The following is a 16,758-nucleotide window of genomic DNA, read 5'->3' as shown; positions in this document are numbered from 1 at the left end:
AGAGAATGTTGAGTGATTTGAGGAGCTTTTTCACAGTTTGAATTAGGATTTTAGTGTGATTTCGTGTTATAATGAAAGTTACTATTGAGTAGAACGAGGATGAAAATGGAATTAGTAAAGGGCGTGAATCTTCACTTTCTTCAATCAAAAAAATTTAAAACCAATAAAATTAAGGTCCGTTTTTCATCGCCATTAGATGAAAATACCGTGGCTGCGCGTGTTTTAGTAGCCTGTATGATGGAAACTGCAAATCAAAAATATCCAACTTCACAATTATTCCGTGAAAAATTAGCGAGTCTATACGGGGTAGAATTGTCAACCTCAGTCTCTAAGAGGGGTCGTGTTCATTATGTTGATTTGAATATTTCCTTTGTGCGCGATGACTTTTTGAGCAAGAAAAATGTTCTTACTGATGAGGTTTTAGACATTATAGAAACTATCTTCTTTTCACCTTTGGTAGTAGAAGATCACTTTGACAGTGATACATTTGACGTTGAAAAGAAAAATACGATTTCCGATTTGGAGTCAGAAATTGAAGAGCCTTATTATTATGCACATGGGCAATTGAATCAACTATTTTTTGAAGACGAAACAATCGGGATGTCAAGATTGGGGAAAGTTGATTTAGTGAGACAAGAAACAGCTCAAAGTTCTCTTGAACAGTTTCATCAGATGCTCCAATTAGATAACATTGACTTCTTTTTCATAGGTGACTTTAATGAGGTCGCTATTGTGGATCGAGTGAACCAGTTTGAATTCAAGCCACGTGATAACAATTTGTCTGTCACCTATCAACAACCTTTTACAAATGTTGTAAGAGAAAAGTTAGAGCAAAAACAAAACCAACAATCTATTTTAGAATTAGGTTATCATTTTTCTACCCAGTATGGAGAATCTCTCCATATCCCTCTAGTTGTATTAAATGGGATGCTGGGAGCTTTCTCGCATTCGAGACTTTTTCAAATAATACGTGAGAAAGAAGGCCTTGCTTATACTATCTCAAGCCATTTTGATATTTTTACAGGCTTCATGAGAGTTTTTGCAGGCATTGATAAGGAATCTCGTACCAAAGTAATGACCTTGATTATGAGACAGTTGAATGATTTAAAAAGAGGCAAGTTTACAGAGTCAGAGCTTCAATTGACAAAAGAAATGTTGGTGAATACGACCTTATTAGCACAGGATCGGCAAAATACCTTGATTGAAAGGGAATATTTGAAAACGATCCTAGGAACGAAAGTTCTTTCTCTAGAAGAGTGGTTAGAATCTATCGATAAGGTTAGTAGAGAAGAAATTATTGAAGTAGCAAAAACAATTAATTTACAGTCTGTTTATTTTATGGAAGGAAAGTAGTGTAAAGATTGAAAATTAAAGAAAAATATTATGAATCGGTTGGTGAGCAAGTTTACTTTACACGCTTGTCAAATGGGTTGACTATTCATTTAATTCCCAAAGAAGATTATTATGAAACCTATGGAATAATCACAACTAAGTTTGGCTCAGTGGATACACGAATTCTAGTGAATGGTGATGAAAGGCAATATCCTGCAGGAATTGCACATTTTCTAGAACACAAAGTGTTTGAAGATGAAAATGGTCAAGATTATTTAAAAAAATTCGTTCATTTAGGATCGGAAAGTAATGCCTTTACAAGCTTTACAAAGACAAGTTATCTTTTCTCAACAACTTCAAAAGTCCCTGAAAATATTCAATTGTTATTGGAGATGGTTTCAAATGTTTCCTTTACAGAAAAATCTGTATCTAAGGAAAGAGAAATCATTCAACAAGAAATTGGAATGTACCAAGATAGTCCAGACTATCGATTATTTTTTGGTGCTTTAGAAAATTTATATCCTGGAACACCGTTAGCAGATGATATTGCTGGAACTAGGGAGTCTATTTCTGACATTACAATAGATAATCTCCGTGAAAACTTTGATCTATTCTATCATCCCTCTCAAATGCATTTATTAGTGATCGGAAACTTTGATGTTGATGAAGTATTGCAAGTAGTAAAGAAATATGATCTGACTTCTCCTCGTCCTTCTGTGGAGTTAGAACGTTTTCCTGTAGAAAAAAATGAAGTAAGATTGAATCAATCTTGTAGAATGGAAGTTGCTACTCCTAAGTTGGCAATTGGAATTCGAGGAAATGATATCATTAAGGAAGAGGAAAAATTTCGTTATAAATTGATGTTGAAATTACTATTTTCGATGATGTTTGGTTGGACCTCGCAACGGTTTCAAAGTTTATATGAAGCCGGGAAGATTGACAACTCATTGACACTTGAGGTCGAGGTTGAGGAATTATTTCATTTCGTTATTTTGACAATGGATACTCAAGAACCGGTCTCCTTGTCTCATCAATTTAGGTCAGCGATCAAACAATTTGAAAAGGATCCAGATGTCAATCAGGAACATTTGGATACGATTAAAAGTGAAATGTTTGGTGATTTCTTACAAGGTTTAAATTCGCTTGAGTATAGTGCAACTCAGTTTGAATATTTTTCAGACGGTAGCACTTCTTATGATCTTCCAAAGATTTTACAAGGTATTAGTTTACAAGATATCATCAAATTAGGTCGTCAATTCGTCGACCAGGCTGAGATGGTTGACTATATGATTTTTCAAAAGTAGTACACAATGTATTAAGAAGGGAAAACATGAAGAAGAGAACGATTGGTCAAGTGTTAAGATTGTCAAGAGTAAATTTACACTTGAGTTTACAAGATGTGTCAAGTAAGACAGCCATCGAAATTCCATATATAGAAGCGTTGGAAAACGATGAGTTTGATCTACTACCGAGTCCCTTTTACGCCCAGATCTATCTCAAAAAGTTAGCATGGGCTTTGGGATTAGATGAGTCTATCCTATTGACAGCTTTTCGTGAAGGAAAAGAATTGTTATTTGATGAAGAGATACTTGTAGATGACGAAGAGCTTCATTCAAGAAAAGTAAGACAGAAAGCGAGCTGGTTACCAATCCTGTATTATCTACTAGTGAGTTTTGCCATTCTTGGTTTTGTGATTTATATCGTATATTTTTATAAGTTTACAGCATCTGTAAAATAGATGTAAAGATAGTTTATTTTTTGGAGGAAGTATGAAAAAAGAAAATATTCCTAATGCATTGACATTAATTCGGGTTGTGATGATTCCTATTTTTATTGCCATTTTAAGTTTAAGTCACTCTTACTTAGGACATATTGTAGCAGCAGTTATTTTTGCAATTGCTAGTATTACAGATTATTTAGATGGCTTTCTTGCACGAAAATGGAATGTGGTAAGTAATTTTGGTAAATTTGCCGATCCAATGGCAGATAAATTATTGGTCATGTCAGCCTTTATCATGATGATTGAATTAAAAATGGTTCCTGCTTGGATTGCAGCCGTTATCATTTGTCGTGAGTTAGCTGTTACTGGTTTGCGTCTTCTACTTGTTGAGACAGGTGGTACAGTTCTTGCTGCAGCCATGCCAGGAAAAATTAAAACCTTTAGCCAAATGTTTGCCATTATCTTTTTGCTTTGCCATTGGACACTTCTAGGGCAAGTATTGCTTTATATTGCATTGATTTTCACAATTTATTCTGGTTACGACTACTTTAAGGGAAGTAGCTATCTCTTTAAAGACACATTTAAATAAATGAAACAGATGATTGAGCTAAAAAATGTATCCTTTCGATACGATAAAACAGTAGAAGAGTATCAAATTGACAGGGTTTCGTTTCACGTGAAACAAGGAGAGTGGCTTTCGATTGTTGGACACAATGGTAGTGGGAAATCTACAGTTGTACGCCTGATTGATGGTCTTTTGGAAGCTGAGTCTGGTGAGATTTACGTTGATGGAAAACAACTGACTCGTGAAACCATATGGGAAATCCGTAGTAAAATTGGAATTGTATTTCAGAACCCTGACAACCAATTTGTTGGTGCGACAGTAGAAGATGATGTTGCCTTTGGTTTAGAAAATCAAGGAATTCCACGGGAAGAAATGCTTCAACGTGTGGAGAAGGCTATTGAGCAAGTCGGTATGCTGGAGTTTAAAGATCGCGAACCATCTCGTTTGTCAGGTGGTCAAAAGCAACGGGTGGCTATAGCAGGTATTATCGCCTTGAGACCAACTATTATTATCCTTGATGAAGCAACTAGTATGTTAGATCCAGAAGGTAGAGAGGATCTAATGGCGGTAATGAGAGAACTTCAGAAAAAATTTCAATTAACAATTATCTCCATTACCCATGATTTAACCGAAATTGCCTTAAGTGATCGAACACTCGTGTTTCAAAAAGGAAAACTAGAGTCTTCTATGACGCCGCGGGAATTGTTTTCAAGAAATGACCTCAATGAGATTGGACTAGATAAGCCTTTTAGTAAGCAGGTTCAAGAATCTCTCAGCTCGCATTTTCCGCTAAAACAGGATTATCTAACAGAAAGTGAGTTATTAGACCAATTATGGGAATCTCTTTAAAGAATGTCTATTATACTTATCAAGAGGGAAGTCCTTTTGAAGGGCAGGCGCTTTCTGATATTAGTTTGGAAATAAAAGATGGATCTTATACAGCCATTATCGGGCATACTGGTAGTGGCAAGTCTACTTTGTTGCAATTACTAAATGGTTTACTGCGTCCGACTAAAGGAACGATTCAATTTGAAGATTTTGTTTTAGATAATCATTCTGAGCCAAAAGAAATGAAGTACCTGAGAAAAAAGGTTGGTTTGGTTTTTCAATTTCCAGAAAGTCAGCTGTTTGCAGAAACCGTTCTAGCTGATGTAGCCTTTGGACCACAGAATTTTGGGGTACCTAAGGACAAAGCGGAGGAAATAGCCAAAGAAAAATTAGCGATCGTTGGTTTAGAAGAGTCTATCTATGATAAAAGTCCATTTGAACTATCTGGTGGACAGATGAGACGGGTTGCGATCGCAGGTATTTTAGCTATCGAACCAGAGATTTTAGTATTGGACGAGCCAACAGCAGGTCTAGATCCTGCTGGAAGAAAGGAATTGATGGCGCTGTTTGAGACATTACATAAAAATGGGATGACCCTAGTTCTGGTAACTCATACGATGGATGATGTAGCAAATTTTGCTGATACTGTATTTGCTTTGGAAGCGGGAAAACTTGTCCTAAACGGATCCCCAAGGGAAGTGTTTCAACAGGTTGAGTATTTACAAAAACTTCAATTAGGAGTCCCACAAATTACGAATTTTGCTCTTCAATTGAAACGAAGAGGACTTCCTCTGGACAGACTACCAATCAAAATTGAGGAACTAAAGGAGCTGTTACTTCATGAATAATATGATTTTAGGAAGGTATATTCCTGGAAACTCCATTATCCACCAACTAGATCCTCGTGGGAAGTTGCTCTCAATGTTTTTATTCATATTTCTTCTGTTTTGGGCAAATAATATCCAGACAAATGTTCTTCTCTTTGGTTTTATTTTTGTTTTAATGTATCTAACGAGGATTTCGGTTAGTTTTTATATTCAAGGCTTAAAATCAATGATTTTTATCATTGCTTTTACAACTATTTTTCAATTATTTGCGACCTCTCAAGGAACTATTTTGTATCAATGGTGGTTTTTTAAATTAACCGACCAAGGATTGATGCAAGCCGCCATCATATTTTGTAGATTTATTTTAATCATTTTTTATTCGACGATTTTAACCGTGACGACGACACCATTGAGTTTAGCAGATGCTGTTGAAAAGATCCTTACCCCACTAAAAATTATTAAGGTTCCGGCCCATGAGATTGGGTTAATGCTATCTATGAGTTTGCGCTTTGTTCCAACCTTAGTAGATGATACGAATCGAATCATGAATGCGCAAAGGGCGCGTGGTGTTGATTTTGGTGAAGGAAATCTATTAAAAAGGATCCGTTCCTTTATTCCAATCCTCATTCCTTTGTTTGCCTCAAGTTTTAAACGCGCAGATGCATTAGCAATTGCGATGGAAGCGAGAGGGTACAAAGGCGGTGAGGGACGAACACGCTATCGGACTCTGCAGTGGGGAGTAAAAGATAATTTGGCATTGCTCGTTATTCTGTGCCTCATGTTGATAGTTTTTTATCTAAAAAATGGATAGAGCTAGTTGTATTGGTTCAAAAATAAGGAAAAAGCACTATACAAAGCGCTTTTTACATTAAATTCACATATTCTTGTAACATTTGTAATATATTCTACAATAAACTGTAACATTTTGTGTGTATGATAGAATTATGTTCGAAAGGAGAATAGAATTCATGAACAGTAAAAAGTTCCAATGGACAGTCACTTCCCTACTTTCAGCAGCGTCACTTTTCATTTCTGGTATTGCTACAGTGAATGCTGAAACTTACGAAGTGAAGTCTGGAGATACTCTATCAAAAATTGCACTAGAAAATAACACTTCAGTAGAAAATATTATTGCATCTAACAATCTGACCAATGAAGATTTGATCTATGCAGGACAAATTATTGAGTTAGGTGAGCGTTCAAAATCTATGATTGATAAAGTTGCTCCACAAGAGCAAGCAAAACCTGCTGAAAGTGCACCTACAGCAACTGCAACAGCACAAACTGCTCAAAAACAAACAACTTATGCAGCAAATGCTGCAGTGACTTCTGCACAATCAACAAATGGTGGAATTGTTCTATCAAATGGGAATACTGCTGGAGAACAAGGATCTTATGCAGCTGCTCGTATGGCTGAAATGACTGGTGTACCTGCTTCTACTTGGGAAGCAATTATTGCCCGTGAATCAAATGGTCAAGTAAATGCAGCAAATGCTTCTGGTGCCAGTGGCTTGTTCCAAACAATGCCAGGTTGGGGTTCAACTGCAACAGTTGATGATCAAATCCAGGCTGCATACAATGCATATAGCTCACAAGGTTTGTCAGCTTGGGGTTATTAAAAAAATAGGTTTACAATTTGTAAACCTATTTTTTTAATGTCTCAAGAATGTCAAGTGGAGAGTGACAAATAAAATCTGGTGAGTAAAGAAGTAGCTCATCAAGATCTCCAAATCCCCAAGTGATTGCCATGGTTTTTATGCCAACTGTTTGACCTCCAATGAGGTCAAATTTTGTGTCTCCAATAATCACTGTCTCCTCTTTTGGAAGGTCATTGATTGACAAGGCGTATCGAATGACATCGGCTTTGTGGATACGATCTGAATTTGATCCATAAATTCCTTTAAAGTATTTAGCGATACCTAAATCTTGACACATCTGTAAAGCAACTGGTTCATGTTTTGAAGTGGTTACATAAAGAGGAATGTTTTCGTCTTGTAATGCTTCCAAAGCTTCTACTATCTGAGGAAACAGAGTTGATTTGTATTGACCTTTTTCATGATAATACTGGCGATAGATAGTTACGGCTTGATCTACCAAAGCTTCAGGAAGAGTAGCTTCAAAACTAGAAATCAAAGGTGGTCCCATAAAACTACGGATGGTTTTGAGATCGGGTTGAGGAACCTTCAAAGTATCGAATGTATGTTGAAAGCTCTCTGTAATTCCCTTGGAACTGTCAACTAATGTTCCATCTAAATCAAAAAACAAGGCTTGCATGTTATTCTCCAAATATCTCTTTTTGTAATCTACGTCCGGTTGGTGTTGCTGCCAATCCTCCTTCAGCTGTTTCTCTAAAGGCAGTCGGAAGACTAGAACCAACTTGGTACATGGCGTCAATAACTTCATCAACAGGTATTTTTGATTCAATACCTGCTAAGGCCATATCAGCAGCAATGAAGGCATAGCTAGCTCCCATTGCGTTCCGTTTAACACATGGAACTTCCACGAGTCCTGCTACTGGATCACAAATGAGCCCAAGCATGTTTTTGATGACAAAACAGACTGCCTGACTCGCTTGATAAGGAGTTCCCCCAGCAGCTAGTGTCAATGCTGCCGCACTCATAGCTGAAGCAGAACCAACTTCTGCTTGACAACCACCTTCTGCACCTGAAATAGAAGCATTATTTGCGATCACTAAACCAAAAGCTCCAGCTGTCAGTAGAAAATCTAATTGTTGCTGACGGTTTAACCCTAATTTTTGAGTTGCTGCAGTGAGAACTGCGGGAAGGCAGCCAGCAGATCCTGCAGTGGGTGTTGCGCAGACCAGTCCCATCTTAGCATTGTGTTCGTTGACAGCAATAGCATTCTTCGCTGCGGTTAGGACGGTCAAGTCAGATAACGTTTTTCCTGATTTGATATAGCGATCTAATTTTGCGGCATCCCCACCGGTTAACCCACTACGAGAGTGGTTTTCATTTAACCCTAACTTTACAGAATCAATCATCACTTCTAAATTACGGGTCATTAATCGTAGGACTTCTTCTCGTTCACGACCAGTTAGTTCAAATTCAGTTGCAATCATTAACTCTGCGACGTTTCCTTGGTATTGCGTGCTTGCTTGTTCTACGAGGTCTACAATTGAATAAAACATATGAACTCCTTATTTGAAAAAGTTGACATTATGAAGATGAGGAATTTTACGGATATCGTCGATCGCTGCTTCACAACTCCTTGAGTCAACTTCTATAATCATAATCGCTTTTTCTCCAGCTTTTTCCCGCGTCACATTCATTTGTGCAATGTTAATATCATAGCGAGAAAGAGCTTCTGTCACATGGGCGATCATTCCAGGGACGTCCTGGTGAACAATGATAATGGTTGGAGTATTCATATTTAGCGAGATGGCAAAGCCATTTAACTCAGTAACCTGTATGTTCCCACCACCAATTGAGATTCCAGTGACAGAAATCGTTTTATGATCATTTTTAACAGTAATAGTCGTTGTGTTTGGGTGAGGAGCATTGCTTTCTTTTTGAATAGACCAAACAATCCGAATGCCTCGTTCATGTGCAATTTTTAGACTATCTGGGATTCTAGGATCATCTGTGTCCATTCCTAAGATGCCTGCTACTAAGGCTAAATCTGTTCCATGACCACGATAGGTTTTAGCGAAGGAATTAAATAATTGGAACTCAACTTCTTTTGGTTCCTCTCCAAAGATAGAAGAAACAATTTTACCAATTCGAACAGCACCTGCAGTGTGACTACTGGATGGGCCAATCATCACAGGTCCAATAATATCAAAAACTGATTGGAATTTTAAAGAGTTCATGCTCTGCTCCTTTGTGATCACTTTACTTCATTATATCAGATATGGCTGATGATTTCTTCTATTTTTCCCGAAATATCTGAGAAATCTTAAAGGGGGCTTAAAGCATTTATATTATCCTGGATTTTTAGTATTTCTAACATCTGACTGAAATATTTGACACATTATTTCAATAAATATGAAATATTTCTTGTGTAGTATAGAGGTATACCAATAAAGGAGTACATAATAATGAATAAAAAACAAATGATGAAACATATTATTGGACTTAGTTTACTTGCAGGACTTTTCCTTCCAATTGTAGCGAATGCAGATTCTTATACTGTAAAATCAGGTGATACTTTATCAGCTATTGCTAAAGAGAAGAACACAACGGTTGATGCAATTGCTAAGAAAAATAAGATTAGTAACGTGAATCTCATCTCAGTTGGTCAAGTTCTTGAGATTGAAGATGCAAATACAACGCAGAAAACCACGGAGCAAGCTCCTGCTAGTAAAACGGATACTACACAAGCAACAACTACTGTCTCTGCTTCAGATGGCTTGAGTGCGGAAGATGCAGCTGCTAAGGAATGGATTGCCCAAAAAGAGTCAAGTGGTAGTTATACAGCACAAAATGGCCAATATTATGGTCGTTACCAATTGACTATCACTTATTTGAATGGTGATTTATCACCTGCAAACCAAGAAAAAGTGGCCAATCAATATGTTGTCAACCGTTATGGATCATGGTCAGCAGCTAAAAATTTCTGGTTGGCAAATGGCTGGTATTAAATTCGTATGAAAAGAGTTCTTGAATAGGACTCTTTTTTAATTTACAGACCTGTAAACCCATTGATCCTGATCAACAAAAAGAATAGTAAGATGCTTGTTTTCTACTATAAAGCGTGTTAAAATGGTAACTGCTCAAAACGACCTTCAATCGTTGAAGCAAACCACGACCTTCAATCGTGAGAAACGAAAAGATGGGAGAAATCTATGAGTGATAACTCGAAAACACGTGTTGTTGTTGGTATGAGTGGTGGTGTGGATTCATCTGTAACAGCTTTATTATTAAAGCAACAGGGTTACGATGTCATCGGCATCTTCATGAAAAACTGGGACGACACAGACGAAAATGGTGTCTGTACAGCTACAGAAGATTACAAAGATGTAGCAGCGGTCGCAGACCAAATTGGCATTCCTTACTATTCTGTCAACTTTGAGAAAGAATACTGGGATCGTGTCTTTGAATATTTCCTTGCTGAATACCGAGCTGGTCGAACACCAAATCCGGATGTCATGTGTAATAAGGAAATCAAATTTAAGGCCTTTTTAGATTATGCTATGACACTCGGTGCAGATTATGTAGCGACAGGGCACTATGCGCGTGTGGCGCGTGATGAGGATGGCATTGTTCATATGTTACGTGGCGTTGACAACGGGAAGGACCAAACTTATTTCTTAAGCCAACTGTCACAAGAACAACTTCAAAAAACCATGTTCCCATTGGGACATTTGGAAAAGCCTGAGGTTCGCCGTCTAGCTGAAGAAGCTGGATTGGCAACAGCTAAAAAGAAAGACTCAACTGGAATTTGCTTTATCGGAGAAAAGAATTTCAAAGAGTTTCTAGGGAACTACCTTCCTGCCCAACCAGGTCGAATGATGACCATCGATGGACGAGATATGGGCGAACATGCTGGTTTGATGTATTACACAATCGGTCAACGGGGTGGGCTTGGAATTGGTGGCCAACAAGGTGGAGACAATGCTCCATGGTTTGTAGTTGGTAAAGACCTCAGTCAAAATATTCTTTATGTCGGTCAAGGCTTCTACCATGAAGCATTGATGTCAACAAGTTTACAGGCTAGTCAAGTTCACTTTACACGAGATATGCCAGAAGAGTTTACATTAGAGTGTACAGCTAAGTTCCGCTATCGTCAACCTGACTCCAAGGTGACTGTACACGTTAAAGGTGACAAGGCAGAAGTGATTTTCGCAGAACCTCAACGGGCCATTACGCCTGGGCAGGCTGTTGTCTTTTACGATGGTGAAGAGTGTCTCGGAGGTGGTTTGATTGATAATGCCTACCGGGATGGAGAAGTTTGTCAGTATATTTAAATTGACAAATTTTCGCAATTTGCTACAATAAGAAAAGCAATAGAAATGATGGTCAAAGCTCATGGATGTTGCAGGCTTTTTTGTCCTGCACTTCTCAGAGTTTTGACTGTTTTTGTGTCTTTTAAGGGAAAGGATAAAAATGAGTCAGCAAGACTTTCGGACAAAAGTGGGGAATACGGTTTTTGGTGTTCGGGCGACAGCCTTGATTGTAGAAGAGGGCAAGTTGTTAGTGGTAGAAGATGAGGATGGTTTTTACACGATTGGTGGTGCGATCCAAGTCGGCGAAAGAACGGAAGAGGCTGTAATTCGTGAAGTGAAAGAAGAGCTGGGTGTCAAAGCTCAAGCTGGGCAACTAGCTTTTGTGGTTGAAAATCGTTTTGAACAAGCTGGTGTCCACTTCCATAATATCGAGTTTCATTATTTGGTGGACTTGCTTGAGGATGCTCCATTGACTATGCAGGAAGATGCAAGGCAATTACCTTGTCGGTGGATAGCTCTGAATCAATTGCATACAGTTCCTCTGAAACCAGGCTTTTTAAAAATAGTCTTACCAGAATGGGACGGGCAACTAAGACACATCCATTTTGAGAAATAGGAGAGAAAATAATGGTTAAGCTTATTGCCCATGTACTTGTTCATAGTGGTGATGATTATTTGCTCATTCAGCGTTCGGAAATTAAAAGAGGACAACCCAACGTTTATCCAACTTACTGGGATATTCCTGGTGGTGGGGTTGAAAAGGGTGAGCTTCCGCGAAATGGGGCTCTTAGAGAATGTGTTGAAGAAGCGGGAGTTAGGCTAGATAGCAGTTCGCTCAAACTTCTTCACGAAGATAGTCAACTGGATACCTCTAAGGATACTGTCTTTACTCGCTTAGTTTATAAAGCAGAGTGGGTTGGGGAGAAGCCAATTATCAGATTAGATCCTGAAGAGCATACACATTTTAAATGGGTTACCATGGATCAAGCTCTAGAGGAGGAGAAGCTAGTTCCTTATTTGCGAGAAATTTTTGAAAGGTTAAGAAATGACTTATAACTTTATAGAAGAATACGATATCATTGTAATCGGTGCGGGGCATGCGGGAGTAGAAGCCTCTCTAGCTGCTAGCCGTATGGGTTGTAAGGTCTTACTTGCGACTATTAACATTGAAATGCTGGCTTTTATGCCTTGTAATCCCTCTATTGGTGGTTCTGCTAAGGGGATTGTCGTGCGTGAAGTCGATGCCCTCGGTGGAGAAATGGCGAAAAATATCGACAAGACCTACATCCAAATGAAAATGCTCAATACTGGTAAAGGTCCTGCGGTTCGTGCACTTCGGGCTCAAGCAGATAAAGAACTTTACTCAAAAGAAATGCGGAAAACGGTTGAAAACCAAGAAAATTTAACTCTTCGCCAAACTATGATTGATGAGATTTTGGTGGAGAATGGTAAGGTTGTTGGTGTAAGAACTGCGACTCACCAAGAGTATGGGGCAAAGGCTGTTATTGTCACTACTGGGACAGCTTTACGCGGAGAAATTATCATTGGAGATCTCAAATATTCGTCAGGACCTAATCATAGTCTAGCTTCTATCAATTTGGCCGACAATCTCAAACAGCTAGGATTAGAAATTGGACGTTTCAAAACAGGGACACCACCTCGTGTAAAGGCATCGTCAATTAATTATGACGAAACGGAAATTCAACCTGGAGATGAAGCTCCAAATCATTTTTCTTATACATCGCGTGATGAAGATTATGTAAAGGATCAAGTTCCTTGTTGGTTGACTTACACGAATGGGCATAGCCATGAAATTATCCAGAATAATTTACACCGGGCACCTATGTTTACAGGGATTGTAAAGGGAGTAGGTCCTCGCTATTGTCCGTCCATTGAGGATAAAATTGTCCGTTTTGCTGACAAAGAGCGTCATCAACTATTTTTAGAACCTGAGGGACGAAATACAGAAGAAGTCTATGTTCAAGGGCTGTCAACGAGTTTACCAGAGGATGTTCAGCGGGATCTCGTCCATTCTATTAAGGGACTTGAGAAGGCAGAAATGATGCGAACGGGTTATGCGATTGAGTATGATATGGTTTTGCCTCATCAATTGCGCGCAACTTTGGAAACCAAGAAAATTTCAGGTCTCTTTACAGCTGGCCAAACCAATGGAACGTCTGGCTATGAGGAGGCCGCTGGTCAAGGGATTATTGCAGGGATTAATGCGGCTCTAAAAATCCAAGGAAAACCAGAACTCATTTTGAAACGTAGTGATGGCTATATTGGGGTTATGATCGATGACTTGGTAACAAAGGGAACGATCGAACCGTATCGTTTGTTAACAAGTCGTGCAGAATACCGTTTGATTTTGCGTCATGATAATGCAGATATGCGCTTGACAGAAATGGGACGAGCAATTGGATTGGTAGATGATGAACGTTGGCAACGTTTCGAAACCAAGAAGTATCAGTTTGAAAACGAGATGAAGCGTTTGGATAGCATTAAGTTAAAGCCTGTAAAGGAAACCAATGAGAAGGTCGCTGCAATGGGCTTTAAACCATTGACAGATGCTGTCACTGCTAAAGAATTCTTGAGACGACCAGAAGTCTCTTACCAAGATGTGGTAGAATTTATCGGTCCTGCAGCTGAAGAACTGGATGATAAAATCATTGAATTGATTGAAACTGAAATTAAATACGAAGGCTATATTTCAAAAGCAATGGACCAAGTCGAAAAAATGAAGCGTATGGAAGAAAAACGAATTCCTGCGAATATTGACTGGGATGATATTGACTCCATCGCAACCGAAGCGCGTCAAAAATTTAAATTAATTAATCCAGAAACGATTGGTCAAGCAAGTCGTATCTCAGGTGTCAATCCAGCGGATATCTCTATTTTAATGGTTTACTTGGAAGGTAAATCTCGGAGTATCTCCAAAAACAAAGCAAACCACTAATCAAATGAGGCTGAGATGATGTTTCAGCCTCAATTTTATGGATTGAAATCTGTTGTTACTATTTACACAGTTGTAAACCTTGTTTACAAAGTAGTGAAGCGGATGAAGAGCTTTTTACGGGTCAATCTTCTCTGTAATATAGAGAGAAACCTCGCTTTTTACCTCTATTTATGGTATAATGCCGAGAAGAGGTTTATGATGAAAAAATTTCGTTTATCGTTCATCCATTATGTGTTAATTGGTTTTATTTCATTTGCAATTTTAGCAATTTTTTTAAGAATCTTTGGCAAAGGCTATGTAACTCTCATTGCAATTTTTTTAGTCTTAGCTGGATTGATTGCTTTATTTGAATACCAGTTACAAATTTCAGAGTTAGATGAATTAGAACAAATACAATATGTGAACCATCAGGCAGAAAGCGGGCTAGCATCTCTTCTTGATAAAATGCCTGTTGGAGTTATTAAAATTAATGAAGAGTCAAATGAAGTAGAGTGGTTCAACCCTTATGCTGAATTGATTTTTTCAACAGATGATGGGGACTTTGATGTTGAATCCTTGAAAAAGTTACTCAATACTTTGTTTGAGGATAAAGGTCATTATGTCACTGTAGCCGATAAGAAATATTCCGTTTACTTTGATCAGAAGTCTAGTGTTGTTTACTTTTTTGATGTTTCAAGTGAGTATGAAGCAACTGTGGGATTGGTGACAACTCGTCCCGTTATCGGTATTATTTCTGTTGATAACTATGATGATCTAGAAGATGTCATTTCAGACTCTGATATTAGCAATATCAATAGTTTTATTGCCAACTTTGTAGAAGAGTTTACAGCTCATTACCATATGTTTTACAGACGTGTGGGGATGGATCGTTTCTATTTGTTTACAGACTACACGGTCTTAGAACAGTTGATGGAATCAAAATTTTCAGTCATCGATCAATTCCGTGAAGAAGCCAAAAATCGTGAGCTACCTATTACCTTAAGTATGGGATTCTCGTACGGTGACGGGGAGCATGATGAGATTGGTAAAGTGGCCCTCTTGAACCTAAACCTTGCGGAAGTTCGTGGTGGGGATCAAGCAGTTGTCAAAGAAAATGATGAACAGAAAAACCCTATTTTCTTTGGTGGTGGAACAGCTTCGGCTGTTAAGCGGACTCGGACACGGACACGCGCTATGATGACAGCTATTTCGGATAAGATTAAATCCGTTGATCAAGTCTTCATTGTTGGGCATAGAAACTTGGATATGGACGCTTTAGGAGCGTCTGTGGGAATGCAGTTTTTCTCTAGCAATATTTTGGTTTCCTCTTATGTGGTCTATGACCCGCATGCAATGGCTAGTGATATTTCAAGAGCGATTGCGAAACTAGAAGAAGAGCAGGTGACGAAAATCCTTACCCTAGAGGAAGCCATGCAAATGGTGACGGATCGCTCTTTGTTAATTATGGTTGACCATTCTAAGACAGCCTTGACTCTTTCTAAAGAGTTTTATCAGGAATTTCAACAGATTATTGTCATTGATCATCACCGTCGGGATGATGATTTCCCTGAAAATGTTTTGATCACCTATATTGAAAGTGGAGCAAGTAGTGCGAGCGAATTGGTTAGTGAGCTGATTCAGTTCCAGAAGTCGAAAAAAAATCGGTTGACGAAGATTCAAGCTAGTGTCTTGATGGCTGGAATCATGCTGGATACTAAGAACTTCTCCACACGTGTTACAAGTCGGACCTTTGATGTGGCGAGTTACCTTCGCTCAAGAGGTAGTGATAGTGTAGCTATCCAGGAGATCTCTGCGATTCAGTTTGACGAGTACCGCGAAGTGAACGAACTGATCTTGACTGGTGAAAAGATTTTGCCACATATCATCGTAGCTTGTGCCAATACGACTAAAGCCTATGATTCAGTAACTATTAGTAAAGCAGCTGATAGTATGCTAGCCATGTCTGAGGTGGAAGCAACCTTTGTCATTGCTTGCAATCAAAGTGGGACTGTCTCGATTTCTGCGCGAAGTCGAAGCAAAGTCAATGTACAGCGTATCATGGAACAGCTTGGCGGAGGAGGTCATTTCAATTCGGCAGCCTCTCAAATTGAGGGTCAAGATTTGATGAGTATTCGTCAACAACTGATTGAGACTATTGAAAACGAAGTAACTATTGAAAAGGAGAATGTAGAATGAAAGTTATTTTCTTAGCGGATGTAAAAGGTAAAGGTAAAAAAGGCGAAATTAAAGAAGTGCCTACTGGTTATGCACAAAACTTTTTGATCAAGAAAAATCTTGCGAAAGAAGCCAATGCCCAAGCAATCGGTGAACTTCGTGGAAAGCAAAAGTCAGAAGAAAAAGCGCATGCTGAATTGTTAGCGGAAGCGCAAAAGATTAAAGCAAAATTAGAAGAAGAAGCAACTGTTGTTCAATTCACTGAAAAAATTGGGCCAGATGGCCGTACTTTCGGCTCTATTACCAATAAAAAGATTGCAGAAGAACTTGAGAAGCAATTTGGCATTAAAATTGATAAACGTCATATCCAAGTTTCCTCTCCAATTCGTTCAACAGGTTTGATTGACGTCCCTGTAAAAATTTATCAAGATGTTACAGGTGTGATTAATATTCGTGTAAACGAAGGGTAAA

The 16,758-nt window shown here is 38.5% G+C and carries 18 protein-coding genes; 15 read left to right on the top strand and 3 right to left on the bottom strand.

Annotation, left to right across the window (positions count from 1 at the left end; genetic code table 11):
* The first annotated feature begins 105 nt into the window (after positions 1-105).
* From yfmF to QM870_RS08525, 8 genes are all read left to right on the top strand, one after another.
* A complete protein-coding gene (gene yfmF, locus QM870_RS08560; protein ID WP_049471798.1) occupies positions 106-1,353 on the top strand; it encodes an EF-P 5-aminopentanol modification-associated protein YfmF in 1,248 nt (415 codons plus the stop codon).
* Between the two features lie 8 nt (positions 1,354-1,361).
* Positions 1,362-2,636 carry an EF-P 5-aminopentanol modification-associated protein YfmH gene (gene yfmH, locus QM870_RS08555; protein WP_414369306.1) on the top strand — a complete coding sequence of 425 codons (1,275 nt, stop codon included), beginning with the start codon at positions 1,362-1,364 and terminating at the stop codon, positions 2,634-2,636.
* A 26-nt stretch (positions 2,637-2,662) separates the two neighbouring features.
* Complete coding sequence (locus QM870_RS08550) at positions 2,663-3,070, top strand: helix-turn-helix domain-containing protein (protein ID WP_414369305.1); 408 nt, start codon at positions 2,663-2,665, stop codon at positions 3,068-3,070.
* 31 nt (positions 3,071-3,101) lie between these two features.
* A complete protein-coding gene (pgsA, locus tag QM870_RS08545) occupies positions 3,102-3,641 on the top strand; it encodes a CDP-diacylglycerol--glycerol-3-phosphate 3-phosphatidyltransferase (protein WP_155170356.1) in 540 nt (179 codons plus the stop codon).
* The gene (locus QM870_RS08540; RefSeq protein ID WP_155170358.1) at positions 3,642-4,466 is read left to right on the top strand and encodes an energy-coupling factor ABC transporter ATP-binding protein; all 825 of its coding nucleotides are present in this window, start codon (positions 3,642-3,644) and stop codon (positions 4,464-4,466) included. It abuts the gene before it with no gap.
* On the top strand, positions 4,451-5,293 hold the full coding sequence (locus tag QM870_RS08535) for an energy-coupling factor transporter ATPase (RefSeq protein ID WP_021154152.1): 843 nt from the start codon (positions 4,451-4,453) through the stop codon (positions 5,291-5,293). The genes QM870_RS08540 and QM870_RS08535 overlap by 16 nt, the downstream gene beginning before the upstream one ends.
* Positions 5,286-6,083 (top strand): energy-coupling factor transporter transmembrane component T family protein, encoded by a 798-nt coding sequence (locus tag QM870_RS08530; RefSeq protein ID WP_303469093.1) that lies wholly within the window; start codon positions 5,286-5,288, stop codon positions 6,081-6,083. Before QM870_RS08535 ends, QM870_RS08530 begins: the two co-directional genes overlap by 8 nt.
* Before the next feature lie 157 nt (positions 6,084-6,240).
* On the top strand, positions 6,241-6,891 hold the full coding sequence (locus QM870_RS08525; protein ID WP_003002250.1) for a LysM peptidoglycan-binding domain-containing protein: 651 nt from the start codon (positions 6,241-6,243) through the stop codon (positions 6,889-6,891).
* A gap of 25 nt (positions 6,892-6,916) precedes the next feature.
* Here QM870_RS08525 and QM870_RS08520 read toward each other — a convergent pair whose 3' ends face one another.
* Genes QM870_RS08520 through sdaAB form a run of 3 tightly spaced genes read right to left on the bottom strand, consistent with a single transcriptional unit; the run spans position 6,917 to position 9,101 of the window.
* Positions 6,917-7,546: an HAD hydrolase-like protein gene (locus QM870_RS08520; protein ID WP_414369302.1), complete on the bottom strand. Its 630-nt coding sequence runs from the start codon at positions 7,544-7,546 to the stop codon at positions 6,917-6,919.
* Between the two features lies 1 nt (position 7,547).
* Entirely contained in the window at positions 7,548-8,420 is an 873-nt protein-coding gene (sdaAA, locus tag QM870_RS08515) for an L-serine ammonia-lyase, iron-sulfur-dependent, subunit alpha (protein ID WP_045760056.1), read from the bottom strand.
* Between the two features lie 9 nt (positions 8,421-8,429).
* Entirely contained in the window at positions 8,430-9,101 is a 672-nt protein-coding gene (gene sdaAB / locus QM870_RS08510) for an L-serine ammonia-lyase, iron-sulfur-dependent subunit beta (protein WP_023919982.1), read from the bottom strand.
* Between the two features lie 228 nt (positions 9,102-9,329).
* On the opposite strand from sdaAB, the gene apf reads away from it, so the two are divergent.
* From apf to rplI, 7 genes are all read left to right on the top strand, one after another.
* On the top strand, positions 9,330-9,872 hold the full coding sequence (apf, locus tag QM870_RS08505; RefSeq protein ID WP_223325512.1) for an aggregation-promoting factor: 543 nt from the start codon (positions 9,330-9,332) through the stop codon (positions 9,870-9,872).
* Between the two features lie 204 nt (positions 9,873-10,076).
* Positions 10,077-11,198: a tRNA 2-thiouridine(34) synthase MnmA gene (gene mnmA / locus QM870_RS08500; protein WP_070594271.1), complete on the top strand. Its 1,122-nt coding sequence runs from the start codon at positions 10,077-10,079 to the stop codon at positions 11,196-11,198.
* 139 nt (positions 11,199-11,337) lie between these two features.
* A complete protein-coding gene (locus QM870_RS08495) occupies positions 11,338-11,793 on the top strand; it encodes an NUDIX hydrolase (RefSeq protein ID WP_070594269.1) in 456 nt (151 codons plus the stop codon).
* 8 nt (positions 11,794-11,801) lie between these two features.
* Positions 11,802-12,233 (top strand): NUDIX hydrolase, encoded by a 432-nt coding sequence (locus QM870_RS08490; protein ID WP_070594267.1) that lies wholly within the window; start codon positions 11,802-11,804, stop codon positions 12,231-12,233.
* Positions 12,223-14,133, top strand: coding sequence for a tRNA uridine-5-carboxymethylaminomethyl(34) synthesis enzyme MnmG (gene mnmG, locus QM870_RS08485; RefSeq protein ID WP_070594264.1), 1,911 nt, complete (start codon positions 12,223-12,225; stop codon positions 14,131-14,133). Before QM870_RS08490 ends, mnmG begins: the two co-directional genes overlap by 11 nt.
* 198 nt (positions 14,134-14,331) lie before the next feature.
* Complete coding sequence (locus QM870_RS08480) at positions 14,332-16,308, top strand: GGDEF domain-containing protein (RefSeq protein WP_462217670.1); 1,977 nt, start codon at positions 14,332-14,334, stop codon at positions 16,306-16,308.
* Positions 16,305-16,757, top strand: coding sequence for a 50S ribosomal protein L9 (rplI, locus tag QM870_RS08475; RefSeq protein ID WP_003002156.1), 453 nt, complete (start codon positions 16,305-16,307; stop codon positions 16,755-16,757). Before QM870_RS08480 ends, rplI begins: the two co-directional genes overlap by 4 nt.
* Position 16,758: the final 1 nt, after the last annotated feature.

This window comes from Streptococcus parasanguinis, from assembly GCF_047463195.1.
GTDB lineage: Bacteria > Bacillota > Bacilli > Lactobacillales > Streptococcaceae > Streptococcus > Streptococcus parasanguinis_R.
This window is presented reverse-complemented; position numbering and strand designations above follow the sequence as displayed.

Bases quoted from the DNA above. Each gene is read 5' to 3' on its own strand.
- yfmF (WP_049471798.1), top strand. From the start codon at position 106: ATGGAATTAGTAAAGGGCGTGAATCTTCACTTTCTTCAATCAAAAAAA.
- QM870_RS08550 (WP_414369305.1), top strand. From the start codon at position 2,663: ATGAAGAAGAGAACGATTGGTCAAGTGTTAAGATTGTCAAGAGTAAAT.
- pgsA (WP_155170356.1), top strand. From the start codon at position 3,102: ATGAAAAAAGAAAATATTCCTAATGCATTGACATTAATTCGGGTTGTG.
- QM870_RS08540 (WP_155170358.1), top strand. From the start codon at position 3,642: ATGAAACAGATGATTGAGCTAAAAAATGTATCCTTTCGATACGATAAA.
- QM870_RS08535 (WP_021154152.1), top strand. From the start codon at position 4,451: ATGGGAATCTCTTTAAAGAATGTCTATTATACTTATCAAGAGGGAAGT.
- QM870_RS08530 (WP_303469093.1), top strand. From the start codon at position 5,286: ATGAATAATATGATTTTAGGAAGGTATATTCCTGGAAACTCCATTATC.
- QM870_RS08525 (WP_003002250.1), top strand. From the start codon at position 6,241: ATGAACAGTAAAAAGTTCCAATGGACAGTCACTTCCCTACTTTCAGCA.
- QM870_RS08520 (WP_414369302.1), bottom strand. From the start codon at position 7,546: ATGCAAGCCTTGTTTTTTGATTTAGATGGAACATTAGTTGACAGTTCC.
- sdaAA (WP_045760056.1), bottom strand. From the start codon at position 8,420: ATGTTTTATTCAATTGTAGACCTCGTAGAACAAGCAAGCACGCAATAC.
- sdaAB (WP_023919982.1), bottom strand. From the start codon at position 9,101: ATGAACTCTTTAAAATTCCAATCAGTTTTTGATATTATTGGACCTGTG.
- apf (WP_223325512.1), top strand. From the start codon at position 9,330: ATGAATAAAAAACAAATGATGAAACATATTATTGGACTTAGTTTACTT.
- mnmA (WP_070594271.1), top strand. From the start codon at position 10,077: ATGAGTGATAACTCGAAAACACGTGTTGTTGTTGGTATGAGTGGTGGT.
- QM870_RS08495 (WP_070594269.1), top strand. From the start codon at position 11,338: ATGAGTCAGCAAGACTTTCGGACAAAAGTGGGGAATACGGTTTTTGGT.
- mnmG (WP_070594264.1), top strand. From the start codon at position 12,223: ATGACTTATAACTTTATAGAAGAATACGATATCATTGTAATCGGTGCG.
- QM870_RS08480 (WP_462217670.1), top strand. From the start codon at position 14,332: ATGAAAAAATTTCGTTTATCGTTCATCCATTATGTGTTAATTGGTTTT.
- rplI (WP_003002156.1), top strand. From the start codon at position 16,305: ATGAAAGTTATTTTCTTAGCGGATGTAAAAGGTAAAGGTAAAAAAGGC.